Genomic DNA, 26,376 nt, shown 5'->3' on the forward strand with positions numbered 1-26,376 from the left:
GCCCGATCAGGGCAACAGCACCGGACTGTCCGGAGCGTCCCGCAGGCGCAAGTGCAGCTTGCCGTCGCGCGGAGCCGGCGTGCGCAGCGTAGAGCCGGTGAAGCCGGGCGGAACTGTCACGGCCTGTGCGAAACCGGGATCGGCGGCTACCGCATCGATCAGGAAGAGATCGCGGCCCGACAGCGTGCAGGGCGTGGCTTCATCTTTGCCTTTGCCCTTGGAATCGCAAGTCAGGCCCTCGATCCGGGGAAGGCGGGCAAGCGTTGCCAGCGGTTTCCAGTCTCCCGCCTCACCATCCGATACCAGTCGGAAGCGAAGCTGGCCGAACGATCCGGCAGGTAGCTCCGCGGCCTTGAGCCGGGCCACGAGCACCTGACGGCTTTCGAGGGTCAGGCCCTTTCCGGATGTCAGCCGGGCGACCGGCGGTCCGTCCCCGGTGGCGATCTCGATCGCGTCATTCGTATCGAAACGGCTGTCCAGCGGGGCCTTTACGGAAAACACCAGTTCGCCATTGTCCGGCAGCAGATCGTCCGAACCCAGCTCCAGCGCCCGCGTCCCCGGTGCCAGCGATCCGGGATTGATCGTCCGGGCAAGCAGATCGACTTGGGGGCGCGGCCCGGCGACGCGAACCGACAGCGGGAGCGTGCGCCCATCCGCGAGGCGGATGCTCGCCTTGTCAGATGTGCCTTGGCTGGGCGCCCGTGCGGAGCCTTGCGCCGTCAGCCGCAACCTGTCGACCGCGCCTTCGCGCGTAAGGCCGTCCGGACGAAACTCGATATCGCCCAGCGTGACGGACTGGACCTGATCCAGCCTCTGTCCGGTCAATTCGCCTTGCGCATCGCCGGCGTGAATTTCGAACCCATCGATCCGGCTGGCTTCGGCGCGGGCGCGCAGAGTGACGGTTTCCGGGCTCTTGGCCCCCTGATAGCGCAGTTCCACCCGGATTTCGCCGGGGCTGGCGGATGCCAGCGGCACCGTGAAAGCCAGGCGATTGCCGTCGCGCACCTTCCATTCGAGCGGACGGGGAGCGCCATTTCCCTGACGCACCGAGATTTCCTCCACGCAGGACGGTGCCGCGCCTTCGAGCACGACTTCGTTGTCGCGCCCGATCACGAGGCCATCGGCGTCTCCGGTGACTTTCCAGGCATTCCCATCGGGGCGCTGCACAAGGAATTCCGGGCCGTCGAAAGTCGAAAATCCCCAGTTTCCGTGGAGTTGCGCACGCATCGATCCGGAAAAGGCGGTGGGCAATGTGTCGGAGGCCAGCGCATATCCGCCCTTGTCGGCGCGGGGCACCACAGGCACGTCCACCGTCTGGCCGGAGGCGTTGGTGAGTTTCGCCTTCACCTCATGCGCGAATGTGGTCGAATAGATCAGCGGCGCGCCTTCCACCGCAAGAATGGCACCGGGACGGGCAACGCAGACCGGCCCCTTGGCAGTACTACGCAGTTGCGGGGTGATATCGGCTTCCACGGCGGGCAGGGCCACGACCATGACCGACTTGGGCTTCTGGAACGACGGCGCGGTATTCAGCAACAGGGACAGGGTGTCGCCGCGCCTTACCGTCAGCGTGGGCAGATAGCCGAATTGCGGATTGTTGAAGGCGCCGAAAATGCGGGCGATGTCGCGGGCGACGCCGATATAGGCGCTGTAATAGCCGGCACCGGCCTGCGGCGTGGCGCTCAGTTGCAGGGCAAGATCGGTGGGGGCGCCGGTCAGAGTGTCCGCGATCGAGCTGGAATGCACGTCGTTGAGGACCAGTTGCTCCCGGTTTTCGAGGAGGCATGAGGCCTGCATCTCGATCACCTTGGAAAGACAGTCCTCGTTGAGCTTGATTGAAAGGCTGCGTGCGAGGACGGGCGCCACGGTGCGCAGGTATTCGGGCGCATTGTTGTCCTGCGCCTGGATCGCATCCATGAAGGCGGAAAGCCGCGAATGGTCCAGCGAGGCCTGGTTGAGATCCTGGCTGGCGCGAACGAATTCGCCGGGCTTGCCGCGCACGGCATCCACCAGCGCGCCTTCCGCGCCGCCCGTGTCCGGCACCATCAATAGTACGACCTGCCGCGCGCCCTTGGGGACGGTGAGCGAAAGCGCCTTGTCCTTTTCCTTGCTCTTCCAGGTGCTGGCGGTGGCTATCCAGTCTTTCGGCGGCGGATTGGTGGCGCCGCGCAGGAAGGCGGAGACGAGCAGGAACTTCAATCCCTGATCGTCCGGCAGCGCGGCGTGGATCGACAGCTTGTCTCCTTCCGCAAGGCTGGGCACTCGCGCGATGGGAAGCGTCTGCTGCCCGCGCTTCACCTCGATCCGAAGGTCGGGGCCCGTCAGTTCGAACGGGGCCGGATCGGCAAGAGCGGGGGTGGCCGCGGCGGCGCCGATCAGCGCGACCGGAAGCAGCCGAGAGAAGCGAAGGCGTGGCGAATCGTCGTCGTTCATGCAGCCTGGCAAAGCCGTTGTTTCCTGTCGGTTGCCTGACTGAACGGCCGTTGGGCAATATTTTTATCCATTCCGGCCTTTGCCAAAGCCGGAATGTTGCGCCTGCGAGCGGCGCGCACTGGTGCTCGAGGAGACGGTGTTCAAGAAGAAGCCGTCCGGCGGTTTCTGGGCAGCGCCGGACGACGGATACTTACTTTGCGGCTGGAACGCGGGCCAGATCGGCATCGATCTTGGCGAGCACGTCATCCGTCAGCGTATCGGCGGCATAGGCCTGAACCTGCTTGAGCGTCATGCCGCGCGCCATGTCGATCTGCGGGTTGGAGACGAGTGCCGGAACGTCCTTCACCAGAACGGCCTTGGTGGCAGGATTGTCCAGCAGATCGCCGATGGGCGTCGTCGCCGTCGAATAGGCCGGCGCTGCAGCCGGGGCGGAGGGGGCAGCCGGCGCGGGCGAAGCCGCTTGCGCTGGAAGGGCAACGGAGATTCCGGCCAGGCACGCACCGGCGAGCAGGAATTGGCGCATATTGGATTTCATTTGCCTTACATCCCTCAGATCAGAGAACCGTTTGCATCAATTCCAGATATTGGATCGAGCGGCGAATTTATATTGATCGGTTCGGCCCAACGCAAGTTGACGCGCAGGTTTATACAATCAGCGCGAAGGCGATCACTGGATCTCCTGGGCGGCGCTCAATCGGCTGCAGGGAGGGTCAAAACGACCAGCAGGCCAGGGCCATCCTGCCGATCTTCCAGCCGGATCGTGCCGCGCGCCAGTGTCATGGCCTTGACGGCGATGGAGAGGCCCAGACCGCTTCCCGACGAAGTGGATGCGCCGCGCTCGAAGCGGCGCAGCAGCCGTTCGCGATCTTCAGGGGCAACGCCTCCGCCGCGATCGCCAATGGTGATGACCAGATGGTCGAAAGTCCGCACGATGGCGATATCGATGCACCCGCCCGCGCGTGCATGCCGCACCGCATTGTCGATCACTGCCGAGAGCGCGATCTGCAGCGATGCGGGATCGCACTGCCACCGCACGACGTGATCGGGCAGAACGGTAAACTCGATGGCGTCGGCCGGAAGATTGACCACCGCGTCAGCCACGACATGGGCGACAAGGTCGTGAACGTCGACCGACCGGGCTGACACTGCCGTGGCATTCAACCGGGCGAGCGTCAGCATGCCGTCCACCAGATCGTTGGCGCGCCGGACTGTCGACAGCAGGCGGTTCACCTCTTCTGGCAGCGATGCCGGCGCGGTTCTGGCCAGCAGTTGGGCTTGGGTGCGGATCGCGGCAAGCGGCGTGCGCAGTTCATGCGCGACATCGTCGGTGAAGGCCTGTTCCAGTTCATAGGCCTGTTCTAGCCGCGCGAAGAGCTTATTGAGCGCGGTAATCAGTGGGCCGAGATCGCGCGACCAGTTTTCCGGCGCAAGCGGCGTAAGGTCCGCCAGAGAGCGCGCGTTGAGTGAGGATGCCAGGCGCTCCACTTCAGACAGGCTCTTGCGCAAGGTCAGCCACAGCACGCCCATGGCTACCGCGATCAGCAGCAGCAGCGGCAGTGCGAGCTTGCGCAGGACCGGCACGACCGAGAATTCGCGCATGGCGTCACGTTCGGCGACCACGACCAGCAAGCGCGCGTCATGGCCGGGAAGTCCGTAACTGCGCCAGCGTTCGCCCACCGCTGAAAAGTCGTGCAGGCCGGGCTGGCGCGGGATCAGGTCCAGCGGGGCACCCCAGCCCGATTGGGCGACGGGCTGACCTTCCCAGAATACGGCGAACATGCACCAGTCGTAGGATGCGTGGAAGGCCCGCTTCTCCTCGGAGGACAGCAGCGGATCGGAGGCGGTGGACAGTCCCTTTCCGCGCGCGGCAAGCACTCCGGCGGTCAGTTCGTCCTGCATCATCATGTAGAGCAGGCGCGATGCGTTCACGAGCTGGGCGTCGGACGCGCGGCCGATTTCCTTGCTCGCAACGGAGTAGAGTACCGCGCCCATGGCAAGGCCGGTCAGCGCCAACAGCACCAACACGCGGCGATAGAGCCGTGTCGAGAGTGAAGAGCGCCTCATGCGTCCAGGCCGCCGACCATATAGCCAAGGCCGCGCGCGGTACGGATGAAATCGCGCCCGAATTTGCGCCGCAGTGCGGAGATGGCGACTTCGATCGTGTTGGATTCCACCCACTGGTCCTGATCGTAGAGTTCGCCTTCCAGATCCGCCTTGGAGACGAACCGGCGCGAGCGGCGCATCAGCAGGGCGAGGATGCGGAATTCCTTGGCCGTGAGCGGAACGTCCTCCCCATCCATGCTGGCGATGTGCCCGGCGAAATCGAGCGTGACGCGGCCGACGCTGATGCTGTCGTCATGGCGGCGGTCGCGGCGGCGAAGCTGCGATCGGATGCGGGCCGCCAGCTCCTCAAGGTCGACGGGCTTCACGACATAGTCGTCAGCCCCAGCGTCTAGTCCGGCGACGCGGTGGGCGGTGCGATCGAGGGCGGTGATGACGATGACCGGCGTTTCGTTCCGTTGCGAGCGCAAGGCGCGCAAGGCCTCCAGGCCCGACATGTGGGGGAGCCCGATGTCCAGCAGGACCACGTCGTAGCTGGCGATGCCGATGGCGGCCAGCACGTCGTCCCCCCGCGCGACGAGGTCGACCACATAGCCGTCCAGTTCCAGGGCCCGCTTCATGGCCGGGCCCAGATCGGCATCGTCTTCAGCGACCAGCAGGCGGGGCAAGTTTGGCTCTCCGGCGGGGTTATGGGCCTTTGGCGAAGGCTGCGAAAGGCGGGATTACGCCAGCTGCGGGCGGAGCGTCAAACCATGGAAAAACTTTTCCGGTCCATCAGTTTCGCATCAGCTTCGCGGTCTAGGGCTCGCCGCTCGACCTGAATGCATGAGCCTGTGGCGTGGCGATGACCGCTCCGGAGGGCTACAGGAACGGCTGACGAAATCATGACCCTTCACAAGTCTCCGCGTGAGATTGCTTCCTATGCCTCGCGCGATTCTTCCCCTACGCCGATTTCCGCGCAGACGCGCGATGGCCTTGCCCCCTGCGTCGCGTTGATAGGCTGCGACGGTTCGGGAAAGTCCACGCTGACCCGCGATCTGGTCATGCTGCTGGACCGCAAGGCACCCACCCGTTCGATGTACCTTGGCCTGGGCACGGGTGATCTGGGCCGCCGGATCGGCGAAATCCCGCTGATCGGCCGCGCTTTCGAACGCTATCTGGACGGAAAGGCCAGGAAGGCGCACGACGGAAAACCGGGCGGTCAAACGGTCGGAAAGGCCGAGAAGCGCCTGCCCGGGCTGGCCACGGCGATCGCCATGTTCGCCTTTTCGCTGGCTCGGCAAAGGCGTTTTCGCCAGGTTCTGGCCTTTCGGCGCGACGGTGTTCAGGTGGTGACGGATCGCTATCCGCAAGCCGAAGTGCCGGGCAGCTTCGACGGCCCCGGCCTTTCATGGATGCGCAAGGGTTCCGCGGCGGTCGAGCGTCTCGCCTTGCGCGAACGCGCGCTTTACGAGGCGATGGCCGCCTATCGGCCCACCGTGGTGATCCGGCTGAACGTCGATGTCGACACTGCGCTTGCCCGCAAGGCCGATCACCAGCGCGACATGCTGGAGAAGAAGCTGGCGGTGGTGCCCACGCTGCGTTTCGGCGGGGCGCGGATCGTCGATATCGATGCGACCCGGCCCTATCACGAAGTCCTTGAAACCGTGCTGGCAGTGGTGCGGCGCCACGGTTTGCACGCCTGACGCTTCCGGCGTCCATTTCTCAGGTATGACAATGCACGACGATACAGTTCTTCCGCCCATCATCGCCGTCGTCGGTTGCGACGGTTCGGGAAAGTCGACCGTTACCGAAGCGCTTCGCGCATGGATGAACGAGAGCCGTCCCACGCAGATCTGCCATCTCGGCAAGCAGTCCGGCAATATCGGACGGCGCATTGCGCGCCTGCCGCTGTTCGGTGGCAAGCTCGACAAGTCGATCCATGCCAAGGCGCGCAGTGCCCAGACGGCCAAGGGGCCCGGCGTCGTGGCGGCGCTGGTGATCTATCTGTTCTCGATGCGGCGGGTGCGGCGGTTCGGGCGCATGATGGATTTGCGCCGCAAGGGGTATGCAATCATCGCCGACCGGTTTCCGCAGCTGGGCGTGCCCGGCCCGATGGACGGCCTTGGCCTGGCCAATGCCAGTCAATCCGGGATCGTGGGATGGTTGGCCCGTTCGGAACTTCGGCGATACCGGGCGATGGTGGCGACGCGGCCCGACCTTGTGCTGCGCCTCAACGTCTCGCTGGAGGTGGCGATCGCGCGTAAGCCGGATCACCGGCAGTCGTCGCTTGCACGCAAGGTTGCCGATGTGCCGCGCCTGACGTTCGAAGGCGCCCCCATCGTGGAGATCGACGCGGAACTGCCGCTTGATCAGGTGCTGGCGCAGGCGCGCGATGCCATCGGCGCCCACCTTGCCCATCGCCTGTCTGCCAAGGCGGATGCGCCGGCACGAAAGGCAGCGTGATGAAGGCCCTTTCCGCGAAGTCATGGAACATGAAGCACTGGTTTTCCGACGGTGTGTTCCGCACGATCGTGCGCAACGCCTCCTATCTCGGCTCCGGCAAGCTGGTTGCCGCGCTGCTTGGGCTCGTCGCGCTGGCCTGTGCCGGCCGGGGGATGACGCCGGCGCTGTTCGGCACGCTTGTGATCATTCATTCCTATGCCAATGGCGTGGGTGCGCTGGTCAAGTTCCAGACTTGGCAATTCATCGTCCGCTACGGGACGCCCGCAATGGGGCGCGGCGACCTTGACGAGCTGCGCGACGTTACCGGGTTCGCTTTCGGCCTCGATCTCGCCAGCGGATTGGTGGGGCTTGCGGGCGGCCTGATCCTGCTGCCGTTCCTGGCGGACTGGTTCGACATCCCGGCCGAGGATGTACACTTGGCCATGATCTACTGCGCCCTGATCCCGACGATGACGGCGGCGACGCCCACCGGGATCCTGCGCGTGCTGGACCGGTTTGACCAGCTGGCCGTTCAGCAGCTTGTCACCCCGGCGCTGCGCGCGCTGGGTGGTGCCATATCCTATTTCGGGGGCTTCGGCTTCATCGGCTTCATGGTCACCTGGTTCGTCGCCGATCTGGCGGGCGACCTGTGCCTCTGGATCATGTCGGTGATCGAACTGCGTCGCCGCGGCATTCGCGGGGCCCTGCGTCCCGGTCTGGTCGGACCGGGACGGCGGCTTCCGGCGGCGTGGGATTTCGTGTGGACCACCAATGTCGCCCACTCGGTATGGGCGGCCTGGGGGCCGGTGAGCAACCTGATCGTCGGCGCCATGCTAGGGCCCACCAGCGCTGGCCTGTTCAAGATCGCGGCGACATTCTTCGATTCCGCCAGCAAGCCGGCCGACCTGATGTCGCGCAGCTTCTATCCGGAGATCATGCGGCTTGACCCCGCCAGCCGCCATCCCTGGCAACTGGCGATCCGCAGCGCCTTGATGTCGGGCGGGATCGGGCTGGTTATCCTGCTGGTGGTGATCGTGGGCGGCGAACCGCTGATCGGCCTTGTCTTCGGCAAGCGCTATGTCGAGGCTTACGACCTTCTGCAGCTGATGACCGCTTCGCTGATCGTCACGATGGCAAGCTTCCCGCTGGAATCGCTGCTGTACATGGCGGGGCGTCAGCGGTCCGCGCTGCTGGCGGAAGGCACGGCGGCGGCCGGCTATGCCCTGCTGCTTTTGGTGCTGATCCATTTCTTCGGCATTACCGGCGCGGGGCTTGCCTACGTTGCGGGCGTGTCGCTGAAGGCATTGTTCATGCTCGTGCCCACGGTCGGGGCCTATCGGGACCGGCAAAGCCTGGTTTCGGTCATGACGCAGGGAGCCCGGGCATGAGCGCGCGGCACAGTTTCCCGCGTGAGACGCTGGACGCGCTGTTCCAGGCGGTGGAGTTGGACGATGTGGTCGATCCCGTGGTCAGCCTGCCCGATCCGATCCCGGTTTCCTGCACGGACGACGTGATGGTGCGGTGTTTCGACTTGTGCCTGCAGTTCTGGCAGGAGGGTGCCGACCGCGCCCGGATGTGCGATCTGGTGAATACTCTGCTGGTCACCGGCGATCTGCCGCAGGACGCGCGCGTTCGATACAAGCATATCCGCGCGGCCTACAAGCAGATGCGCTTCGCCGTCGTGCTCTATGGAAAGCGGCATAAGGCGCCGCTGCTGTTCCGGCTGACCGTCGCGATGATGGGCCATTTGCAGGATGCCTTCCGCAACCGGCGGCGCGCGGTGGTGTTGGGCTATGCCCTCACGCTTCGCGTAATGCTTTCGCTACCGCTGTGGATGGCGGTGCGGCGTGAGATCGAGGGGGTGGAAATCGATGACGCGAACGGCTTCCGCGCCTTTCACGAGAGTGAGTTCCGGCGCCTGAAAAGCTGGCTGGAGGGCGGGGCGCTGAACGGCCACCGTTTCCATATGATGCGCAAGGTCGTCAGCCGGCAGGTTTCGTTCTACGACGTCCGGCGCACGCTTCAGCCCGATGAGCAGGTCTATCGCATGTCGCGGTTCCTGAGCGCCATCAATGGCTTGATGGGCAGCATGCATGACGATCTGGTCGAACAGGCCGGTGCCGGCCAGCGCGACTACCATCGCGACGACTTTCCTTTGCCGCGTGATATAGGCGATCGGTTGAAGGCGCTGGTGGCGCGCAACCCCTTTCCTGCATCGTGAAGGGCGCGCCGCCGGGCGGCGCCGCGCTCAGTAGCCGCGCTCAGTAACCGCGAGCGCCTGCGCGGGAGCGTACTTCGGCGCCCCGGAAGGCCATTTGCGGTTCGTAAAGCGCCATCTCGCGCGCCATCACGGCAGCCTGAGTGCGGTTGCGCGCGCCCAGTTTGGTCAGGATCGACTTGACGGTGGCCTTGATCGCCGCTTCGCTGACATTGAGGGCATAGGCGATGGTCTTGTTCTGAAGCCCGTTGCGCAGGCTTTCCAGAACTTCCCGCTCCCGGTCGTTGAAATTGTAGGCGGTAAGGCTCGCGTTTCGCGGCGCGGTCGGGTTGGTGACGATCATCATGTGTTCGACCAGGTCGATGATTTCCGGCGGCGCCACCTTCTGTCCGATGGCGACCATCTGCATCATCGCGACCAGCGCCTGGCAGGGCGAGTTGATGAGGAAATAAGCGTGCGCGCCGGCCATGTAGAGCGCGACCATTTCCGAAAAATCGAACCTTTCGACCAGAACCACCACCCGCAGTTGGGGGCAGCGCTTCAGCAGGTTGGTCAAGGTACCGGCGCGATCGGCGTCCACCAGCGACTGGTCGACGATCAAGATGCAATTCTCGAATCGGTTGGTCGTCGCAGGCGAAAGGCCGGACAGGTTTTTCACCGGCTCGATGACCGGAAAGCCGGAATCGGTCAGAATGCGGCAGAGTCCCTCGTGGGTCAGGGAATTCCTTACGGCAATGAATATCGCGGTAGACATGGTGGCGTTGCCCCCTTGCTTGGAGCGCGTGATCCGGGAAACGGGAAAGGAACGGCCAGAACGCGGCCTACTGGGATTTTCCGTGGACCAGATGAAGCGATGTCTTGCCCGGGCGCAGCGAGGATCCGTCCGGATATTCGACCCTTCCGTCCGGTCTCAGGATAAAGAATTCCGTCGTGTCGACCGAGCCGTTGATGGTGATGGGCCAAGTCGTCGAGATCGGAACGTCGTCGCCGGCGATGCGGAAGGTATCGATGCGCCAGGCGATCACCTGGTCCATGCCCTCGGCGGCGGGAATATCCCTCGCTCCGCCTTGCATGGAAGGCGAGACATAGAAGCCGTCGCCCGCGGATACGCACGTTGTCGAAATCAGCTCGTGGGTCATGCGGTCCCCAGCCATTGGCGCCAATGCGCCGGATGTTCGCTCGGCCCGGCCGGCGGGATGCCGGCATCACGCCTTGCCTGCCCACCCTAGTGCACGCTGGCTTACGGCGACCTTACAAGGACCTTCCGTTTGGTTCCGAAGGCCCGTCTCTACCCCGTCTTACTGTTGCCGGGGACTGCGATCCGCACGGCGCCTGCGGCCCAGAAAACGGGAGCTTAGGACCGTGGCCACCATTGCCAGAATGGCCACCGCGAAGCCGAAGAGTATGAGATGTCCCTCATTGATCGATAGGATCTCGCCCAGCGGGCCGGCGGCCAGATAGCCCGGTGCGAACATCAACGGCACCCACAGCACTGCGGATGCTATATTCGCGATCTGGAAGGGGCGTTTCGGCATCGCCAACACCCCGGCCACGAGCGGAACCGTGGCCCTGATCGGCCCCAGGAAGCGGCCCATGAAGATGGCCGCGAACCCGTACTTGCGGAAAAACAGCCGCGTCCGGGCAACCGCCGGGCGATGGCGGTTGAGCGGCCAGCAGCGATAGACCTTGGGACCGATGCGGTTGCCGAAGGCGTAGGAGATCCAGTCTCCGATGACCGAGCCGAGCACGGCCCAGAGGAAGATCGGCCAAGCGTCCAGCGTATCGGTGCCGATCAGCCCGCCGATCGCCAGCATGACCGCCGTGGCAGGGACGAAGAGGCCGACGATGGCCAAAGATTCCCCCAGGCAAAGCAACCCCACGACTGGTCCAGCCCAAAAGCCATGGGTTGAGACGAAGTGGCCAGCTTGGGCGATCAGGTTTTCCATATGGGCGTCAGGCCGCCGTAGCGATTGCGGCGGTGCCGCGCAATGTCCGACGAGCAGTTCCGCGGCCCAATGCTTCCATGTAGCATTCCAGTACTTGGTGGGATGCGCTGTCCCAGTCATAGGCGGCGCTGGCATCGCGGGCGCGGGCGCCCATGGCGCGGCGTATGTCCCGCTCGTTCACCAGTTGACGCAGTGCGCGCAGCGCCGCTTCGGTATCGCCCGGCGCAAACAGGATGCCTGATCCGCCGTCGAGAAGATTGCGGCCGCTGGGCACGTCCACGCAGACCGTGGGCAAGCCGGATGCCATGGCTTCCAACGTCACGTTTCCGAAAGCCTCGGTCACGCTGGGGTTGAGGAACAGGTCCGCGCTGGCCACGGCCCTGCCGAGGTCCGCCCCCATCAGGTGCCCGGCAAAGCGGGCCTCCGGCAACTGGCGCGCCAGCCAGCCCCGCTCCGGACCGTTGCCGACGACCAGCGGGCGGATCGGCAACCCTTCGTCGAGCAGGCGCCGGCAAAGCGCGGCATATTCGCCCAGCCCCTTTTCGCGCACCAGCCGCCCGAAGTGCAGCACGGCCACCTCATCGTCGGCGATGCCCGTGATCCGGCGCCACGCGGTGTTCCGCCGTTGGGGGCTGAACTGCATGCGATCAACGCCGCGCCCCCAGATCCGGGTGGCGGCGCCAAGGCCGGCATCCTCGAACTCGCGGGCGATCCCGGGGGTCGGCACCAGAATGCGGTCGCTGCGCCGATAGAAGCGGGCAAGGTGCCGCTCCATCGCCGGGCGCAGAAGACGGGCGCCGTAGAAGGCGGCATATTTCTCGAAGCGCGTGTGCAGGCTGGCGACGACGGGTATCCCTGCCGCGCGGGCATGGCGCTGGGCGGCGGTGCCGGTCCAGTCCGGAGCGGAGAGGTGGACGATATCGGGCGCGAATGCGGCCAGATCGGCGCGGATGGCGCGGGGCAGGCCAAGGCCGAGCCGGTATTCGCCGCGCCCCGGAATGGAAATCGAGGGAACCGAGACGAGCGTGCCTTCGGGCGTAAAGGCAGGCGTATTGGAAGTGGGAGAATAGATCCTCACCGTGCAACCCCGCCGTTCAAGATAGTTCACCAGCCGGTTCAACGCCTGGTTGGCGCCGTCGCGTATGTAGTTGTAGTTGCCTGAAAAAAGCGCGACGCGGGGACGGGGCAGATTGTCGATCTTCGGTATCATCTTTTCACGTATGCAATCATTCGGCCGCCATGGCGGGGCCATCCGTTCCGGGTATTCGAAATCGGCTTACCGCAACCTTACAAGTTCGGCGGCGGCGCGTGCGTGCATATCGCGGCGCCCTGGATGAAATTGGCACAAGTCGGGAAGCGGGCGATACGCCTGTTGCGCGCGGACCGTAACCCCGCGATAGGAATGCGATGATGGCAACCCAGGGCATCGACCAAGGCTTGGAGACGCCGGCCGTGTTTCTGCCCGCAAGGCGCCGGTCCCGCGGGGACGCGGCATGAGGCTGCTGATCGTTGAGGACAATCCCGAACTGGCCGAATTGATCGGGCAGCATCTGGCAGAGGCCGGGTTCGCCAACGATATCGTCGCCACCGCCGAAGACGCGCGCGCCTATGTCGAGGCGGGGGACCATGCCGCGATGCTGCTGGACCTTGGCCTGCCGGACGAAGACGGCATTGTGCTCCTGCGCGAACTGCGCGGGGCCGGGCATTTCCTTCCGGTTCTGGTGCTGACCGCGCGCTCTGCGATTGCCGACCGTGTCGCCGGGCTCAATGCCGGCGCCGACGATTATCTTTCGAAGCCTTTTGCGGCCGAGGAACTGATTGCCCGCGTCGCCGCGCTCTTGCGCCGGTCGATGGGGGAGCAGGGGGGCGAGATCGCCTGCGGCCGCCTGCAATACCATGTCGCCTCGCAGACCCTGCGGGTTGAGGATGCCACGATCGTGCTGGCTCCGCGGGAGGTGCAACTGCTGGACCTCCTGATGCGCCATCGCGACAGGGTGGTGCGCAAGACGCAGATAGAATCCCTGTTCTTCGGCCTGGGGGACGAATTTTCATCGAACGCTGCCGAAGTGACCGTCCATCGCCTGCGGAAGCGATTGACGGCGGTCGACGGCGGGGCGGAGATCGTTACGGTGCGCGGCTTGGGATATCTGCTCCGCGCGGAACAGGCGAAGTGATGCGCACGCCGTCCGTCCTGCGGCGAATTCTGGTGCTTCATGCCGCAGCGACGCTGATAACTGCCATCGTCGCCGCGGTGGGCGCCTGGTTGCTGATCGACAGCACCGGGGACCGTCTGCAGCGGCAAATTCTCGACGAATATGTCCAGAAGATGCAGGCCGGCCTGCAGCGCCATGCCAAGGGGTGGATGATTTCGGAAGACGCCGCAGCCGGCTTGCGCGGTGGCGGCAGCAGCTTCAGTTTCTGGGTAGAGGACAGGGGGCACCGGATCGCGGTGGACAATCTGAAATCGGACCCATCCCTCATCGTTCCCATGCGAAGAGTGACGACGTATTTCCGGCGCGTCCGCGGTTCGAAGATCTATTCCGGTGTCAGCGTCCCCATGGCGCGCGAGCCCGGAAGCTGGATCGTGATCGTCCAGAATCTCGATCATCCGGACGTGATCTTCGACGATTTGCGGGCGCAGGTCGTGATGGTGGGCGGCGGGCTGCTGGCGATCTTTCTCGTCGGGCTATTGACCGTGGATACCTATATCATCCGGCAATCGCTGGCACCGGTGAAGCGCGCTTCCCGTGAAGTGGAGCAGGTCTCCCCGAACCAGTTGCAACAGCGCGTCGACACCGAGGGCATGCCGGAGGAGGTCCTGCCGCTGCTGCGCGCGTTCAACGCCACGCTTGACCGGGTGGAGGACGCCTATCGGATCGAACGCGAATTCGCGGCGGACGCGGCCCATGAACTGCGCACTCCGCTGGCCATATTGCGCCTGCTGGTGGCCCAGGCGGAGACATCTGAGGCGCAGTCGCGCATGCTGCGACAGATCGATGCGGTGGAGGCCATTGTCGAGCGGCTGCTTCTTTTGGCTGAAGTCGATGCCATGGCCTGCAATCCGGACGAGATCGTCGAACTGCGCGGCGTTGTGGAGGATCGCGTTGCTGCCATCGTTCCTTTGCTGATCGCGAACGGACAGACGGTGGAGATCGTCGGTTCTTCGCGGGTCGAGGCGATGGGGTCCGAGCATCTGGTGGGCCGCGTGCTGGACTCGCTTCTGGAAAACACGGCAAGGCACACGCCGGCCGGCACCCGCGTTACGGTGGCTGTCGGGCCGGGCGCCGAAGTCCACGTTGCCGATACGGGGCCGGGCCTGACGACGATCGATGCGCAGATGTTTGGCCGATTTGAAGCCGTCCGTCGCGATCTGTCACGCAGTTCCGGGCTTGGGCTGGCGATAGCGAGCGAGCTTATGCGCAAGGTGGGCGGTCAGTTGCAGGCCCGCCCCAATCTTCCGCAGGGTTCCATCTTCACGCTGCGGTTTCGCAACGCCTGAACCGTCGATCAGTGCTGCTGTTCGAGTTGCCGGCGGCCCGCCACACGCGCAGCCGCGTGGCCGCTGATCTCGGCCCCGGCATGTTCGGCGAACCGCACGTTCCAGAACGTGGCCGACAATGAAATCGCGGTGACCACCCAGAACGCGGTGGAGAAGTCGCCCAGTTCCGGTGCCTCGTGCCCGTGCACCAGCATCGCCAGGTGGAGCGCCAGCGCGGCCACACAGATCCCCAGCGACAGCATCAGTTGCTGGAAGGTGGAGTAGAACGCGGTCGCGCTGCTCATGTGGCGCTTGTCGATCCCATCGTAGGCGATCGTGTTGTAGGCAGTGAACTGGAACGACATGAAGAAGCCGGCCAGCGCCAGCACGCTGAACATCGCCCATGTCGGCCAACTCGGGCCGAACAGGCCGCAGACCGCGTAGCCCGCCGTCGCGATGAATCCGTTCACGATCAGGGCTTGGCGAAAGCCGAAGCGGCGCAGGATGCGCGGGGCGAAACTCTTCATCGCCAGCGAGCCCATGGCGGTAGCGACCGTGATCGTGCCACTGCGCGCCGCCGAAAAGCCGAAGCCCACCTGCATCATTAGTGGCAGCAGGAACGGCTGCGCACCTTGGGTGATACGCGTTACCGAACCGGCGATCACCGAAAGGCGGAACGTGTCGTCCTTGAGTAGATCCAGGTCCAGGATGGCACCTTCGCGCCCCTTGGCGTGGTAGATGTAGGCGGCACCGGCGATCAGGCCGATGGCGATCAGCATGCCGGCAAAGACGCCCTGACCGGGGCGGCTGACCATTTCGAAGCCGAACAGCAGGCAGCCCAGCGCCGTGCCGCTGAGCAGGAAGCCGCGCACGTCGAAGGGGTTGGGGCGCTCTTCGCGGATGTTGGCGATGAAGCGGCCGGTCAGCCACAAGCCCAGCAGGCCCATGGGCAGGTTGATGTAGAAGATCCAGCGCCAGTCGAGGTACGTCACGATCAGGCCGCCCAGTGGCGGGCCGACGATCGGGCCGATCAAGGCCGGCACCAGCAGCCAGGACATGGCGTTCACCATGTCCTGCTTGGCGACTGAGCGCAGCAGGACGAGCCTGCCCACCGGGATCATCATGGCCCCGCCAATCCCCTGCACGAAGCGGGAGAGGACCATAAGTTCAAGCGATCCGGACTGTCCGCAGGCAAGGCTGCCCAGCATGAACAGGCCGATCGCCGTGCGGAACACGGTGCGCGATCCGAAGCGGTCGGCCAGTGTGCCGGAGGCGGGAATGAAGATCGCCAACGCCAGCAGATAGGAGGTGAGCGCCACGCTCATGTCCTGGGCCCGCACGCCGAAATCGCGGGCCATGGTCGGCAGCGCCGTCGCCAGAACCGTCGCGTCCACGAATTCCATGAACAGGGCAGAGGCGATGATCAGCGCGATCAGCCGATAGTTCGATCCATCCGCATTGGCGCCCATCTCCGGCGTCATGGCGATTGCGCCCGCAGCAGGGACGATACCGTCGCGGACTTCGGCATTGACCGAGGCGATGCCGCGCCGGCGCGGCCTCAGCATGGAACGGGGACTTGGCGAATCGGTTGGGAAATCTTCATGGCTCAAGGGGCCATAGACCTTTCCGGGCCTGCTGAATCGATCGAACTATGCATCAGGTGTTTCATTTAGGCGAACGATCGCAACGATGATCCCCGCTCGCGCCGCTGCTGTGCGGCGCGATCCTACTCGATTTTCAGCAGCGAATAGCTGGGATCGTGTGGGTGCCGCCCGCCGAAATCGACCCGCTGGCCCAGCAATCCCGCCGCCCAATCGGCCGAGTCCGGATATTCGCGAAACCAGTCGGTCACCACCACTCGCCTGATGATCCGCCATTCGTCCCCGCGCTTTTCGAAACGGTCCAGATAGCGGCCGGCGCCGATCACATCGCGCTTGCCGCCCTCGATCGTTACGCGGTGATAGCCGTAGAAATAGGCCTCCACGTCGGCATGCTGACCGTGCAGTGCGATCAGGACATTGCCGATCATGTGCATCGTCTGGTCCATCGTGCCCATGATGGGAAAGGCCCAGGCGATGAAGGCTTCGGCATCGCCGTGGAAGTCCAGATGGGTATCCTCCACCTCCGGCCAGTAGGCGCTGCGGATCATGTCGGCATCGAGCCGGTCCACACCGCGGGTGTAGCGATAGAGGCATTCGCGGATCGCCTCGCGATCTGCCAGTTCGCTGAGAATGCGGGTGGTTCCGGTGGTCATCGGCAAGCTCCCCAAGGTCCGACCCGCTGATGGCAAACGGGAGCGGGGCGTTGGGATCATTGCGCCAAACGGGCAGCGTTTCAACGCGGGTAGGGTGCCGTGGCTTGCCTCCTGCGGAATGCGGGCCGGCCCTGCCGGGAACGTCGCGGATAAACCCGGGCGACCTTCAGGGACAACCCCGATTGAGGGCGCTTCCTCGGGAAGCGAGACTTCGCTCCGCGCATTCCAGCGTCCCAGAGGAGTGGATCATGGCCGGCGACAAGCCCAATATCCTGTTCATCATGGCCGACGACATCGGCTGGTTCAATCCTAGCTGCTATCATGGCGGCGTGATGGGATATTGGACGCCCAACATCGATCGCATTGCCAAGGAAGGCGCCCGCTTCACCGATTTCTACGGCCAGCAAAGCTGCACGGCCGGCCGCGCGGCCTTCATCACCGGCCAGTCGCCCATCCGCACCGGCCTTACCAAAGTGGGCATGCCCGGCGCTGCGCTTGGCTTGTCTGCAGAGGATCCTTCGGTCGGCCAGTTCATGAAGCATTTCGGCTATGCCACCGGCCAGTTCGGCAAGAACCATCTGGGCGATCGCAACGAACACCTGCCCACCGTCCACGGTTTCGACGAGTTCTTCGGCAACCTTTACCACCTGAATGCCGAGGAAGAGCCCTATTACGACAACTATCCCAAGGACCCGGCCTTCCGGAAGAAATACGGCCCGCGCGGCGTGCTGAAGTGCAAGGCGACCGACGTGGACGATACCACGGTCGACGAGCAGTTCGGCAAGGTGGGCAAGCAGACGATCGAGAACACCGGCCCGCTTCCCAAGGAGCGGATGGAGACGGTGGACGAGGAATTCCTGGAAGCCGCGCTCGACTTCATCGACCGCAAGCATGCCGAGGGCACCCCGTGGTTCTGCTATTTCAACCCGACGCGCATGCATGTCTTCACGCACCTGAAGCCGGAATCGAAAGGCAAGACGGGCCTTGGCATCTATCCCGACGGCATGGTGGAACTGGACGGCTATGTAGGGCAACTGCTCGACAAGCTCGACCAGCTTGGCGTGGCTGATAACACCATCGTCGTGTTCACCACCGACAACGGAGCGGAAGTCATGACCTGGCCGGACGGCGGCGCCACGCCGTTCCGGGGCGAGAAGGACACCAACTGGGAAGGCGGCTGGCGTATCCCTTGCGTAATGCGCTGGCCCGGCGTGATCGAGGCGGGGCGCGTCATCAACGACATCGGATCCTTGCAGGACTTCATCCCCACTTTCGCCGCCGCGAACGAGGAGCCGGGTCTGGTCGACAAGGTGAAGAAGGGCTTCGAGATGGGCGAGAAGACCTACAAGGTCCATCTCGATGGTTTCGATCTCCTGCCATTCCTATCCGGCAAGGCCGAAAAGTCCCCGCGCGAGGGCTTCATCTACTGGAGCGACGATGGAGAGTGCATGGCCGCCCGCGTCGGTCGCTTCAAGATCGTCTTCGCCGAACAGCGCAATGAAGGCATCGCCGTGTGGCGCGAGCCGCTGTCGGCCATGCGCATTCCGAAGTTCTTCGACTTGCGCGCAGATCCGTTCGAACGCGCGGAAGTCAGCATCAAGTACAATGACTGGTTCCTGGAGCAGAACTACCTGCTTTACGCCGCCCCGCCGATGCTGGCGCAGTGGTTGGAGAGCTTCAAGGAGTTTCCTCCGCGTGCCAAATCGGCCAGCTTCAGCATCGATCAGGTGGTGGAAAGCCTGATGCCGAAGAGTTGAAGCCGAACGGCCGACGCCGACAGCCCGGCCCACCCGGGACGTGTCAAAACATTGCCGGCAGGGCTTGCGCGATTGACGCAAGCCCTTGGCGATGAGAGGGCCTTGCAGAAGGCGCCGCAGCCGTGAGATGCGCAGGAAAATGCGGTGACCGTCGAGAGAGGTGTCCTTGTCCCGTTTCCGCTCCTCGCGCCTTCCGGTGCAGGCCGCGATCCTGCTGTTGCTGATCGGCCTGGTGCAACTGGGCGGCAGTCTGCTGTTCTATCAGGCGATCGACCGCCAGACCTTGCGTGAGGACCACGCACGGCGGATTGCCGAATTGCTGGTGGTTAGCGAACGGATCCATGCCATCGATCCGCTCCGGGTGGTGGAGGTGATGTCCACCCGGCATCTGGACGCGCAAGTTGCCGCGCGGCCGCAAGTGGTCGGTACGGCGAAGTCCGACCCGCTGAGCCTGATCGCGCAGCAGGTGGTCCGCTGGGAGCCGGCACTGGCCGGGCGCGATCTGCATCTGGCCTATTCCCCGGGCGCTTCCGGACGGCGCGACCTGGTGGGCTCCATGCAGCTTGCCGATGGATCGTGGCTGAATTTCCGCTCCAGCGACATCGGATCGATGTGGCCGGTTGCAACCCGGGCCATGGTGCTGACTTTGCTGACCGGGCTCGCCTGTCTGGCGGTGGGCCTGCTGGTGCTGGGTTTCCTGACGCGCCCCTTGCGGCGCCTCGCCCGGGCGGCGGATGCCATCGGCCATGGCCAGCGGGTGGAGATCGACGAGCAGGGATCGGCGGATTTGCGCGATCTGGCCCATGCCATGAACGTGATGCAGGAACGGATCGCCCGTCTAGTGGAGGATCAGGCCCGCTCGTTCGAGGCGATCAGCCATGACTTGCGCACGCCGCTGTCGCGCCAGCGGGTTGTCGTGGACCTGATAGAGGATCGCGAACTGGCGGAAATCATGGGGGGTAGCATCGATGAGATGGAAGGGCTCATCGGTTCGCTGCAGGGCTATCTTCGCGCCCAGCACATCACCGCCGAGCCTGCCGGGCTGGACCTGCGCGCGCTGGTCGATGCCGTCGCCGCGCAGCATGGCGATCAGGTTCGGGTCTCCGGTCCGGCGCATGCCGAAACCGTCACCTATCCCGAACCGGTGCGGCTGGCGCTTGGCGCGCTGGTCGAGAATGCGGTGCGGTTCGGCGGTTCGGCCGAGATCAGCCTGAGCCATGAGCCGCCGGGCTGGGTGATCGCGGTCGAGGATCCCGGCAGCGGCATTCCGCCCCGCCACTTCGCCGATGTGCTGACACCGTTCTTCCGCGTGGATGAGGCGCGCAGCCGCGACGTGCCGGGCTTCGGGCTGGGCATTCCCACCGCGCACCGGCTGATGATGCGCTTCGGGGGGACGCTTTCGTTCGAGGCACGGCCGCAGGGCGGCTTCATTGCTCGGATCGGCGTGCCGGAGGCGGCTCGGGATTAGATCTGAGCCGCCCGGCCATTACCGTCTGGGATCGACCACCGTTCGCACCGGCGCCGATGGCCCGGACATCGCAGCTATCGCATCGGCGACGCCGTCCACGCCGATCCGGTCGCCCAGCCAAAGGGAAACGTCGATGCTGCCATCGGCGATGGCGCGCATGGCAAGGTCCATGTCCTGCGGTTCTTCCCCGCCAGCGAACTGGACGTTCAATCGCTTGTTCTGCGCGGCGAAGACGAACAGTGCCTCTTCCTCCATGCAGTAGCCGCCCATGACGATACGCCCGTCGAACGGGGCCTCCGCAATGATCCGCGCCAGCATCCCTTTCTGGCCGACATTCTCGTAGACGAGATTGACGCGGCGCCCGCCAAGGCCGGGAAGCGGGCCATAGGGGCTGGTCTCGCGGGGATCGACGGCGATGTCCGCACCCATGGCCAGCGCGATCTCGCGCCGCCCGGCATGGAAATCGGCAGCGACGATCGGCCCGATTTCCGCCAGCTTCAGTCCGGCGATCACGCCAAGGCCGATGGCACCGCAGCCCAATACCAGCGGCACATCGCCTTTCTCCGGCCGGCCCCTGCGCGCGTGTTCCAGACCCACGGCCAACGGCTCGATCATGGCAGCGCGATCGTCGTCCAGGCCGTCGCTCACTTCCAGCAGCATGGTCTCGTCCAGCAGCATCAGTTCGCCGAAGCCGCCGGGGCATTCGTGGCTGAAGCCGATCACCGAATGGCTGCCGCCTGTCCGCATGATCGGCACCGAAGTAACGCGCCGGCCGGTCTTGATACGCCGATCGCTGCCGGGGCCGTAATCGAGCACTTCGCCCACATATTCATGACCCGGCACGAAAGGCCGCGCGAAGTCCAGACCGGCATAAGGCCCCCCGAACCGGCGCGAAAGGTCGATCACGTTCTGCCCGGCATGCAGGAAGTGCGCTTCGGACGCGCACATGCCGCAGCTATGCGTGCGCACCAGCGTTTGCCCCTTGGCCGGAACCGGCTCCGCGACGTCGCCGACGCGGACCTGACCGTTTTCGATATAGGCCGCCCTCATCGTCCTGCCTCCAGATCGAGCGCGGCGTAGGACGGGTCCGATCGGTCGCGCATGCCCCTGCTGCTGTGTTCCATCGGCGTGACGACCCGCATTTCCTCGTGATCGAACACGACGGTGCGATGGATCAGGCCCCAGCGCGCCTCGCGCCGCTCCCACCGGTCGCAATAGCGGCCCCAGACCCCGATATGCAGCACCTCGTCGCCCCGCTGCGCGCGCATCGTCCCGCTGACATAGGCTTCGCTTCCGGCCCGATCTCCATCCACCGTGATCAGCACATTGGCGACCTGATGCGAATGGCTGAGCATGCGGGTGTGATCGGCGCAGATCTTGTCGATCACGCCCTTGCCGAGGCCTTGATAATAGTCCGCGCCGTAATCGGCATGGCCGTCCTCGTGCCAGATCGAATGGCCTAGCGGCACATCCAGCCTGTCCACCGCGCGGCAGTAGCGGTGGATGAGATCGCGGATAGCGTCCTTATCCGCCAGTTCGCGCAGGAGTGCCTCGCTGTCCATCGTCACGCCTCCTGCCCGGCCATGGCGGCGGCGATCTGTACGATGCGGGCGCGCCGCATGGCCGCCGAAGTGCCTGCGTAACCAACGTCTTCGTCGGCCAGTCCCCAATTGCAGACCGGGCCTTGCGCCATGCGGGCAAGCCCCATTGCGGCGACATCCTCCGGCGCAGCGCAGTCGGTGGGGAACGGGCGGCCCATGCGCTCCATCAGTTCGCGGTGCGCGGGCGTATCCGTGCGGCCCAGGATGAGGTTCAGCACATCCACCCCGTACGGCTTCAATTCGACCCAGAGCGCCTCCCCGAACACAAGGTCGAACGCCTTGCTGCCGGAATAGGCGGCGATGCCCGGTAGCCCGCCATAGCAGGCGCCCGAACCCACCAGCATGATCCCACCGCGCCCGCGTTCGCGCATCGGTTGGGCAAAGCGATGGCAAGCCCGCATCACTGTCATGACATTGCGCGTGACCAGCGCTTCCCAGTTCTCCAGCCCGCCGTCGAGGAACCGCGCGCCGACGCTGTCTGCCCCGGCATTGAGGATCAGCAGCCCCACTTCGCGCCCGCCCGCCAGTTCGGCCATGCGATCGGCGGCATCGGGAAGGGCAAGGTCGATCGATCCTGTGACGCAGGCAACGCCATGATCGTGCGTCAGCTCCCCGGCCAGTTCTTCCAACGGCCCCTCACGACGTGCGATCAGGATCAGATCGAAGCCTTCGGCGGCCAACTGGCGCGCAAAGGCTGCGCCGGTCCCTTCCGAAGCACCGGCGACAAGGGCCCACGGGCCGTAGCGTTCCCGCATTTCCAATTCCTCTTCCCGTGCTCCCGGCTCTCGGGGGCCGGCGCGTTTCCATTCGCTGTGAGGATATCGATGCGGAGCCATGCCGCCATTTCAAAATACGGCAGACTGGTATCTCGGATTGAGATACCCAGAGCGCATGGAAATAAGACGCCTGCGTTACTTCCTGCGGATCGCGGAGGATGGATCGCTCACCCGATCCTCAAGCATGTTGCGGATCGCCCAGTCGGCGCTCACGCGGCAAATGCGACTGCTGGAGGAGGATCTGGGCGTAAAGCTGTTCGTCCGTTCCGCGCGCGGGATGGTGCTGACGGAGGACGGGGAGCAGTTGCGCGCCTCCGTCGCGGCGCCGCTGCGCGAGTTGGAGCTGGCGCTCGACGCGATCCGCAGGCCGGGAGAGGGCGCGCGTTCGACTGTGGTGATTGGATTGCCGCCGGGCCTGGCGGACGTGCTGGCCTTGCCGCTGGCGCTCGATCTGGAGAGCCGCGTGCCCGATATCGCCGTGCGGATGGTGGAAGGGCCGACCGGAAGTCTGGTCGATTGGCTGAACCGCGGCGTGATCGATCTTGCCCTGCTGGAAGATGCCGCGCGCGATGGCCGGATAGAGGAACGGCTGCTGCATGAGGACCCGCTCTGGTTGATCGGCCCGCCCGATGCCGGCTTAAATGGCCCACTCCGGTTCGAGGATGCGGCGCGCCTGCCGCTGATCGTGCCTTCCCATCACCTCGGCATCGGTGGCGCAATCGACGATGCGGCGCGCGCGCATGGACTGACGCTCAATGTGCGCATGCACGTGGATGCGGCTCGACTGGCCCGCGATCTGGTTGCGCAAGGCGCCGGATATGCGATCCTGCCGCGCAGTTATTGTGCCGAGGGGATCGGGGAGGGGCGCTTTGCCGGATGCGAATTGGCGGAGCCGGCGATGACGGTGGGTCTCTACCTCGCTTTCCGGAGGCATCGGCGGGCCCGCAAAGGCGATTTCGACCGGTTGCAGGAAGCCGTGATCGCAATTGCGCAGGCGCAGTTTTCACGGGCATGCCCATCGTGATCTTTGAATGAGATAACCATAACAAGAAGGCATGATTGAGTGCGTCGCTGTCGCTTCAAACTTGGCGGCACGAAACCGATATCGGAACGGAACCATTACAGGAGGCCGTCATGTCGAACGCCATCGCCACCGTTTCCCTGCGCGGCACGCTGGAAGAAAAGCTCAAAGCCGCTGCCACTGCCGGTTTCGAGAGTGTCGAGATTTTCGAGAACGACCTGATCGGCTCCGCCTTGCGCCCCGCCGAAGTACGCGCCCTGATGGGCGATCTCGGCATCCGCTGCTCGCTCTATCAGCCGTTTCGCGATTTCGAAGGGATGCCGGGCGACATGCGCCAGCGCGCCATGGACCGCGCCGAACGCAAGTTCGACCTGATGGCCGAACTAGACACCGACCGCATCCTCGTCTGCTCGAACTGCTCTCCCCATTCGCTGGGTGATCGGCAGCAGATCGTCGACGACTTCCGCGAACTGGGCGAACGCGCCGCCAAGCGCGGCATCCTTGTCGGGTATGAGGCGCTGGCCTGGGGCCGCCATGTCAACGATCACCGCGATGTCTGGTCGATCGTGAAGGAAGTGGACCACCCCGCCATCGGCATCATCCTCGATAGCTTCCACTCGCTGTCGCGCCGGATTCCCAGCGAGAGCATCCGCGAAATCGCGGGCGACAAGATCGTCTACGTCCAACTGGCCGACGCGCCGCTGCTGGACATGGACTTGCTCTACTGGAGCCGCCACTTCCGCAATCTGCCGGGGCAGGGGGGGCTGGACTTGCCCGGCTATGTCGCGGAAATCCTGCGCACGGGCTACGACGGGCCGCTCTCGCTGGAGATATTCAACGACCGTTTCCGCTCCACCTCGTCGCGACTGGTGGCGCAGGACGGGCATCGCTCTCTCGAATACGTGCGCGATGCCGCGCAGCGTCTGCTGGGCACGGAAACCGCCATGCCCGCACCGCAGGCGCCCCTCTGTGCCGAGTTCGTGGAGTTTACCGCCACGGGCGAGGATGTCGAACGCCTTGGTGAGACGTTCGCCTCGCTCGGCTTCGCGCAAGTGGGCCGCCATCGCACCAAGAAAGTGACGCGCTGGCGGCAGGGCAACGTCAACCTCGTCATCAATGCCGAGATGAAGGGCTTCGCCAAGTCCTATCGCATCGTCCATGGCACATCGATCTGCGCGATCGGCGTGCGCGTGAAGGACGCCGCGGCCGTGATGCGTCGCGCCGCCGCGCTGGGCATTCGCGCCTACAGTCCGGAGGGTCGCCCCGGCCGCATGGCGATGCCGGCGCTGCGCGGGGTGGGCGGCAGCCTGGTCTATCTGGTGGAGGACGATGGCGCCGAAGCGCTCTGGGCCCGCGAGTTCGAGGCGCGATCGGTGGCCGAGCCGGAGGATGATGCCGGCGTGCGCGACATCGATCATCTCGCGGCGGTGGTTCACAATGACGAGTTCTTGTCTTGGCAGCTCTATTGGCGTGCGCTGTTCGGGCTGGAAGGCCGCGATGCCAATGACGTGATCGATCCTTCCGGCCTCGTCCACAGTCAGGCCCTGCAATCGCCGGAGGGCGGCTTCCGTCTTACGCTCAATGCGTCGGACGCGCGTGAGACGCTTTCTTCACGTTTCCTCGCCCAGGGCCTTGGCGGCGGGTTCCAGCATGTCGCGCTGACGTGCGAGGACATCATGGCCACTGCCGGGATCATTCGTGGGCGCGGTGCGGCGATGCTGGATATCCCAGCGAACTACTACGACGATCTCATCGCCCGCTTCGGGTTCGACGACGAGGCTTGCTTGCGGATGGAGCGCGGCGGCGTGCTCTACGACGAAGATGGTGCGGGCAATGCCTATCGCCAGCTTTACAGCCGCGCGTTCGACAAGCTGTTCTTCTTCGAATTCGTCGAGCGTGGCGGAACCTATGCTGGCTATGGCGCGCCGAATGCCGGTGTCAGGCTGGCGGCGCAGAACCGCTTTCGCGAACCGGAAGAAGTGACGGAATAGGGCGCTACGAAAAGGCCCGGCTTTTGGCCGGGCCTTTTAAGTGTCAGTTTGCGGCGAAATCCGACAGCATGCGCGCGCTGTCCGGCTCCCGGCCGGTGAACAGCGCGAAGGCGTGTGCGGCTTGCATCACTGCCATCCCGCCACCGTTCAGCGTCGCGCAGCCCATCGCTTTCGCGGTCTGCAGCAGTTCGGTTTCCAGCGGGAAATAGATCACGTCCGAAACCCACATGCGCGCAGAGAGCAGGACCGGGTCGAACGGAAGGCCCGGATGGCTGAGCATGCCCACAGGGGACGCCTGAACCACACCATCGACATCGGCAAGCGCTTCGGCGGCGGATGCGCTGGCCACGACTTCCGCCTCTGGGAACAGCGCGCCCAGCCGCTTTGCCAGCGCTTCGGCCCGTTCATTGGCCGGATCGAAGATGGCAAGGCGCTTCGCGCCGAGGTCGAGATGCGCATATCCAACGGCAGAGGCTGCACCGCCCGCGCCGATCATCGCCACTTTTGCGCGCGGCAGCACGCCCAGCCCGGCTAGGAAATGCGCGCGGTATCCCGACCAGTCGGTATTGTCGCCGATGGTGCGGCCTTCGCGGAACAGAACCGTGTTTACCGCGCCGAGCCGATCGGCGGCTTCGGAAAGCTCATCCAGCAGCGGCACCACGGCTTGCTTGAAGGGATGGGTGACATTGACGCCGTCGAAGCCGAGCTTCGGCAGCGTTGCCAGGAACTGCCCGAGATCGGCGGCCGTGAAGCCCACGACCTCGCTATCGAGAATGCGGTAGACCAGCGGCAGCCCCAGCGCACGGGCCTCGCGCTCGTGCATTTCGGGGCTGCGCGATCCGCCGATACCCGATCCGACGAGCCCGCAGAGGACGGACGCGTGGGTGGGGCCTATGGCGGCGGCTGACTGGGGCATGATCGATGTCGGTCCTGAAGAAGAGGGGGGAG

Annotated in this window: 24 protein-coding genes; 10 read left to right on the forward strand and 14 right to left on the reverse strand. The window is 64.9% G+C overall.

Translation table 11 applies throughout. The features are described from left to right. Window positions 1–6: 6 nt before the first annotated feature. The 4 genes from WBP07_RS31400 to WBP07_RS31415 form a co-directional block, all read right to left on the reverse strand. The gene (locus WBP07_RS31400; RefSeq protein WP_395397165.1) at window positions 7–2,433 is read right to left on the reverse strand and encodes a hypothetical protein; all 2,427 of its coding nucleotides are present in this window, start codon (window positions 2,431–2,433) and stop codon (window positions 7–9) included. Between the two features lie 190 nt (window positions 2,434–2,623). After that, window positions 2,624–2,968: a hypothetical protein gene (locus tag WBP07_RS31405; protein ID WP_395397166.1), complete on the reverse strand. Its 345-nt coding sequence runs from the start codon at window positions 2,966–2,968 to the stop codon at window positions 2,624–2,626. 155 nt (window positions 2,969–3,123) lie between these two features. Next, entirely contained in the window at window positions 3,124–4,497 is a 1,374-nt protein-coding gene (locus WBP07_RS31410) for a sensor histidine kinase (protein WP_395397167.1), read from the reverse strand. Continuing rightward, complete coding sequence (locus WBP07_RS31415) at window positions 4,494–5,162, reverse strand: response regulator transcription factor (RefSeq protein ID WP_395397168.1); 669 nt, start codon at window positions 5,160–5,162, stop codon at window positions 4,494–4,496. The genes WBP07_RS31410 and WBP07_RS31415 overlap by 4 nt, the downstream gene beginning before the upstream one ends. A 216-nt stretch (window positions 5,163–5,378) precedes the next feature. Here WBP07_RS31415 and WBP07_RS31420 point away from each other — a divergent pair, with 216 nt between their 5' ends. From WBP07_RS31420 to WBP07_RS31435, 4 genes are read left to right on the forward strand one after another with little or no spacing between them, the layout of a single operon-like run. Further along, window positions 5,379–6,179, forward strand: a complete 801-nt coding sequence (locus WBP07_RS31420) for a hypothetical protein (protein ID WP_395397169.1) — start codon at window positions 5,379–5,381, stop codon at window positions 6,177–6,179. Window positions 6,180–6,210: 31 nt separating this feature from the next. After that, window positions 6,211–6,939: a nucleoside triphosphate hydrolase gene (locus tag WBP07_RS31425; RefSeq protein WP_395397170.1), complete on the forward strand. Its 729-nt coding sequence runs from the start codon at window positions 6,211–6,213 to the stop codon at window positions 6,937–6,939. Continuing rightward, window positions 6,939–8,306, forward strand: coding sequence for a lipopolysaccharide biosynthesis protein (locus WBP07_RS31430; RefSeq protein WP_395397171.1), 1,368 nt, complete (start codon window positions 6,939–6,941; stop codon window positions 8,304–8,306). Before WBP07_RS31425 ends, WBP07_RS31430 begins: the two co-directional genes overlap by 1 nt. Then, the gene (locus WBP07_RS31435; protein WP_395397172.1) at window positions 8,303–9,139 is read left to right on the forward strand and encodes a hypothetical protein; all 837 of its coding nucleotides are present in this window, start codon (window positions 8,303–8,305) and stop codon (window positions 9,137–9,139) included. Before WBP07_RS31430 ends, WBP07_RS31435 begins: the two co-directional genes overlap by 4 nt. Before the next feature lie 40 nt (window positions 9,140–9,179). Here WBP07_RS31435 and WBP07_RS31440 read toward each other — a convergent pair whose 3' ends face one another. The 4 genes from WBP07_RS31440 to WBP07_RS31455 form a co-directional block, all read right to left on the reverse strand. Beyond that, window positions 9,180–9,890 (reverse strand): response regulator transcription factor, encoded by a 711-nt coding sequence (locus WBP07_RS31440; protein WP_395397173.1) that lies wholly within the window; start codon window positions 9,888–9,890, stop codon window positions 9,180–9,182. A gap of 67 nt (window positions 9,891–9,957) precedes the next feature. Continuing rightward, the gene (locus tag WBP07_RS31445; protein ID WP_395397174.1) at window positions 9,958–10,275 is read right to left on the reverse strand and encodes a hypothetical protein; all 318 of its coding nucleotides are present in this window, start codon (window positions 10,273–10,275) and stop codon (window positions 9,958–9,960) included. A 159-nt stretch (window positions 10,276–10,434) separates the two neighbouring features. Then, complete coding sequence (locus WBP07_RS31450; RefSeq protein WP_395397175.1) at window positions 10,435–10,989, reverse strand: DedA family protein; 555 nt, start codon at window positions 10,987–10,989, stop codon at window positions 10,435–10,437. Between the two features lie 100 nt (window positions 10,990–11,089). Then, window positions 11,090–12,292 (reverse strand): glycosyltransferase family 4 protein, encoded by a 1,203-nt coding sequence (locus WBP07_RS31455; RefSeq protein ID WP_395397176.1) that lies wholly within the window; start codon window positions 12,290–12,292, stop codon window positions 11,090–11,092. A 283-nt stretch (window positions 12,293–12,575) separates the two neighbouring features. Between WBP07_RS31455 and WBP07_RS31460 the strand changes: the two genes are divergently transcribed. After that, window positions 12,576–13,256, forward strand: a complete 681-nt coding sequence (locus WBP07_RS31460) for a response regulator (protein ID WP_395397177.1) — start codon at window positions 12,576–12,578, stop codon at window positions 13,254–13,256. Next, the gene (locus WBP07_RS31465) at window positions 13,256–14,581 is read left to right on the forward strand and encodes a sensor histidine kinase (RefSeq protein WP_395397178.1); all 1,326 of its coding nucleotides are present in this window, start codon (window positions 13,256–13,258) and stop codon (window positions 14,579–14,581) included. Before WBP07_RS31460 ends, WBP07_RS31465 begins: the two co-directional genes overlap by 1 nt. A gap of 8 nt (window positions 14,582–14,589) precedes the next feature. On the opposite strand, the gene WBP07_RS31470 is transcribed toward WBP07_RS31465, so the two are convergent. Both WBP07_RS31470 and WBP07_RS31475 read right to left on the reverse strand, forming a co-directional pair. After that, entirely contained in the window at window positions 14,590–16,125 is a 1,536-nt protein-coding gene (locus WBP07_RS31470; RefSeq protein ID WP_395397179.1) for an MFS transporter, read from the reverse strand. A 161-nt stretch (window positions 16,126–16,286) separates the two neighbouring features. Beyond that, window positions 16,287–16,814: a nuclear transport factor 2 family protein gene (locus tag WBP07_RS31475; protein ID WP_395397180.1), complete on the reverse strand. Its 528-nt coding sequence runs from the start codon at window positions 16,812–16,814 to the stop codon at window positions 16,287–16,289. A gap of 248 nt (window positions 16,815–17,062) precedes the next feature. Here WBP07_RS31475 and WBP07_RS31480 point away from each other — a divergent pair, with 248 nt between their 5' ends. After that, complete coding sequence (locus WBP07_RS31480; protein ID WP_395397182.1) at window positions 17,063–18,571, forward strand: arylsulfatase; 1,509 nt, start codon at window positions 17,063–17,065, stop codon at window positions 18,569–18,571. A 160-nt stretch (window positions 18,572–18,731) separates the two neighbouring features. Continuing rightward, window positions 18,732–20,039: an ATP-binding protein gene (locus WBP07_RS31485; RefSeq protein WP_395397183.1), complete on the forward strand. Its 1,308-nt coding sequence runs from the start codon at window positions 18,732–18,734 to the stop codon at window positions 20,037–20,039. An 18-nt stretch (window positions 20,040–20,057) separates the two neighbouring features. Here the strand turns inward: WBP07_RS31485 and WBP07_RS31490 are convergent, their stop codons facing one another. From WBP07_RS31490 to WBP07_RS31500, 3 genes are read right to left on the reverse strand one after another with little or no spacing between them, the layout of a single operon-like run. Continuing rightward, a complete protein-coding gene (locus WBP07_RS31490; RefSeq protein WP_395397184.1) occupies window positions 20,058–21,089 on the reverse strand; it encodes a zinc-binding dehydrogenase in 1,032 nt (343 codons plus the stop codon). Continuing rightward, complete coding sequence (locus WBP07_RS31495; protein ID WP_395397185.1) at window positions 21,086–21,601, reverse strand: nuclear transport factor 2 family protein; 516 nt, start codon at window positions 21,599–21,601, stop codon at window positions 21,086–21,088. Before WBP07_RS31495 ends, WBP07_RS31490 begins: the two co-directional genes overlap by 4 nt. Before the next feature lie 2 nt (window positions 21,602–21,603). After that, on the reverse strand, window positions 21,604–22,395 hold the full coding sequence (locus WBP07_RS31500) for an SDR family NAD(P)-dependent oxidoreductase (protein ID WP_395397186.1): 792 nt from the start codon (window positions 22,393–22,395) through the stop codon (window positions 21,604–21,606). Between the two features lie 136 nt (window positions 22,396–22,531). On the opposite strand from WBP07_RS31500, the gene WBP07_RS31505 reads away from it, so the two are divergent. Both WBP07_RS31505 and WBP07_RS31510 read left to right on the forward strand, forming a co-directional pair. Next, complete coding sequence (locus WBP07_RS31505) at window positions 22,532–23,440, forward strand: LysR family transcriptional regulator (RefSeq protein WP_395397187.1); 909 nt, start codon at window positions 22,532–22,534, stop codon at window positions 23,438–23,440. A gap of 110 nt (window positions 23,441–23,550) precedes the next feature. Next, window positions 23,551–25,428, forward strand: a complete 1,878-nt coding sequence (locus tag WBP07_RS31510; RefSeq protein ID WP_395397188.1) for a bifunctional sugar phosphate isomerase/epimerase/4-hydroxyphenylpyruvate dioxygenase family protein — start codon at window positions 23,551–23,553, stop codon at window positions 25,426–25,428. A gap of 43 nt (window positions 25,429–25,471) precedes the next feature. Here WBP07_RS31510 and WBP07_RS31515 read toward each other — a convergent pair whose 3' ends face one another. After that, entirely contained in the window at window positions 25,472–26,344 is an 873-nt protein-coding gene (locus WBP07_RS31515) for a shikimate dehydrogenase (RefSeq protein WP_395397189.1), read from the reverse strand. Window positions 26,345–26,376: the final 32 nt, after the last annotated feature.

The organism is Novosphingobium oxfordense (assembly GCF_044029435.1).
Lineage (GTDB): Bacteria > Pseudomonadota > Alphaproteobacteria > Sphingomonadales > Sphingomonadaceae > Novosphingobium.

Excerpts from the sequence above, each read along its gene's own strand:
- WBP07_RS31400 (WP_395397165.1), bottom strand. The coding sequence starts at position 2,433 with ATGAACGACGACGATTCGCCACGCCTTCGCTTCTCTCGGCTGCTTCCG.
- WBP07_RS31405 (WP_395397166.1), bottom strand. The coding sequence starts at position 2,968 with ATGAAATCCAATATGCGCCAATTCCTGCTCGCCGGTGCGTGCCTGGCC.
- WBP07_RS31410 (WP_395397167.1), bottom strand. The coding sequence starts at position 4,497 with ATGAGGCGCTCTTCACTCTCGACACGGCTCTATCGCCGCGTGTTGGTG.
- WBP07_RS31420 (WP_395397169.1), top strand. The coding sequence starts at position 5,379 with ATGACCCTTCACAAGTCTCCGCGTGAGATTGCTTCCTATGCCTCGCGC.
- WBP07_RS31425 (WP_395397170.1), top strand. The coding sequence starts at position 6,211 with ATGCACGACGATACAGTTCTTCCGCCCATCATCGCCGTCGTCGGTTGC.
- WBP07_RS31430 (WP_395397171.1), top strand. The coding sequence starts at position 6,939 with ATGAAGGCCCTTTCCGCGAAGTCATGGAACATGAAGCACTGGTTTTCC.
- WBP07_RS31435 (WP_395397172.1), top strand. The coding sequence starts at position 8,303 with ATGAGCGCGCGGCACAGTTTCCCGCGTGAGACGCTGGACGCGCTGTTC.
- WBP07_RS31440 (WP_395397173.1), bottom strand. The coding sequence starts at position 9,890 with ATGTCTACCGCGATATTCATTGCCGTAAGGAATTCCCTGACCCACGAG.
- WBP07_RS31445 (WP_395397174.1), bottom strand. The coding sequence starts at position 10,275 with ATGACCCACGAGCTGATTTCGACAACGTGCGTATCCGCGGGCGACGGC.
- WBP07_RS31455 (WP_395397176.1), bottom strand. The coding sequence starts at position 12,292 with ATGATACCGAAGATCGACAATCTGCCCCGTCCCCGCGTCGCGCTTTTT.
- WBP07_RS31460 (WP_395397177.1), top strand. The coding sequence starts at position 12,576 with ATGAGGCTGCTGATCGTTGAGGACAATCCCGAACTGGCCGAATTGATC.
- WBP07_RS31465 (WP_395397178.1), top strand. The coding sequence starts at position 13,256 with ATGCGCACGCCGTCCGTCCTGCGGCGAATTCTGGTGCTTCATGCCGCA.
- WBP07_RS31470 (WP_395397179.1), bottom strand. The coding sequence starts at position 16,125 with ATGCTGAGGCCGCGCCGGCGCGGCATCGCCTCGGTCAATGCCGAAGTC.
- WBP07_RS31475 (WP_395397180.1), bottom strand. The coding sequence starts at position 16,814 with ATGACCACCGGAACCACCCGCATTCTCAGCGAACTGGCAGATCGCGAG.
- WBP07_RS31480 (WP_395397182.1), top strand. The coding sequence starts at position 17,063 with ATGGCCGGCGACAAGCCCAATATCCTGTTCATCATGGCCGACGACATC.
- WBP07_RS31490 (WP_395397184.1), bottom strand. The coding sequence starts at position 21,089 with ATGAGGGCGGCCTATATCGAAAACGGTCAGGTCCGCGTCGGCGACGTC.
- WBP07_RS31495 (WP_395397185.1), bottom strand. The coding sequence starts at position 21,601 with ATGGACAGCGAGGCACTCCTGCGCGAACTGGCGGATAAGGACGCTATC.
- WBP07_RS31500 (WP_395397186.1), bottom strand. The coding sequence starts at position 22,395 with ATGCGGGAACGCTACGGCCCGTGGGCCCTTGTCGCCGGTGCTTCGGAA.
- WBP07_RS31505 (WP_395397187.1), top strand. The coding sequence starts at position 22,532 with ATGGAAATAAGACGCCTGCGTTACTTCCTGCGGATCGCGGAGGATGGA.
- WBP07_RS31510 (WP_395397188.1), top strand. The coding sequence starts at position 23,551 with ATGTCGAACGCCATCGCCACCGTTTCCCTGCGCGGCACGCTGGAAGAA.
- WBP07_RS31515 (WP_395397189.1), bottom strand. The coding sequence starts at position 26,344 with ATGCCCCAGTCAGCCGCCGCCATAGGCCCCACCCACGCGTCCGTCCTC.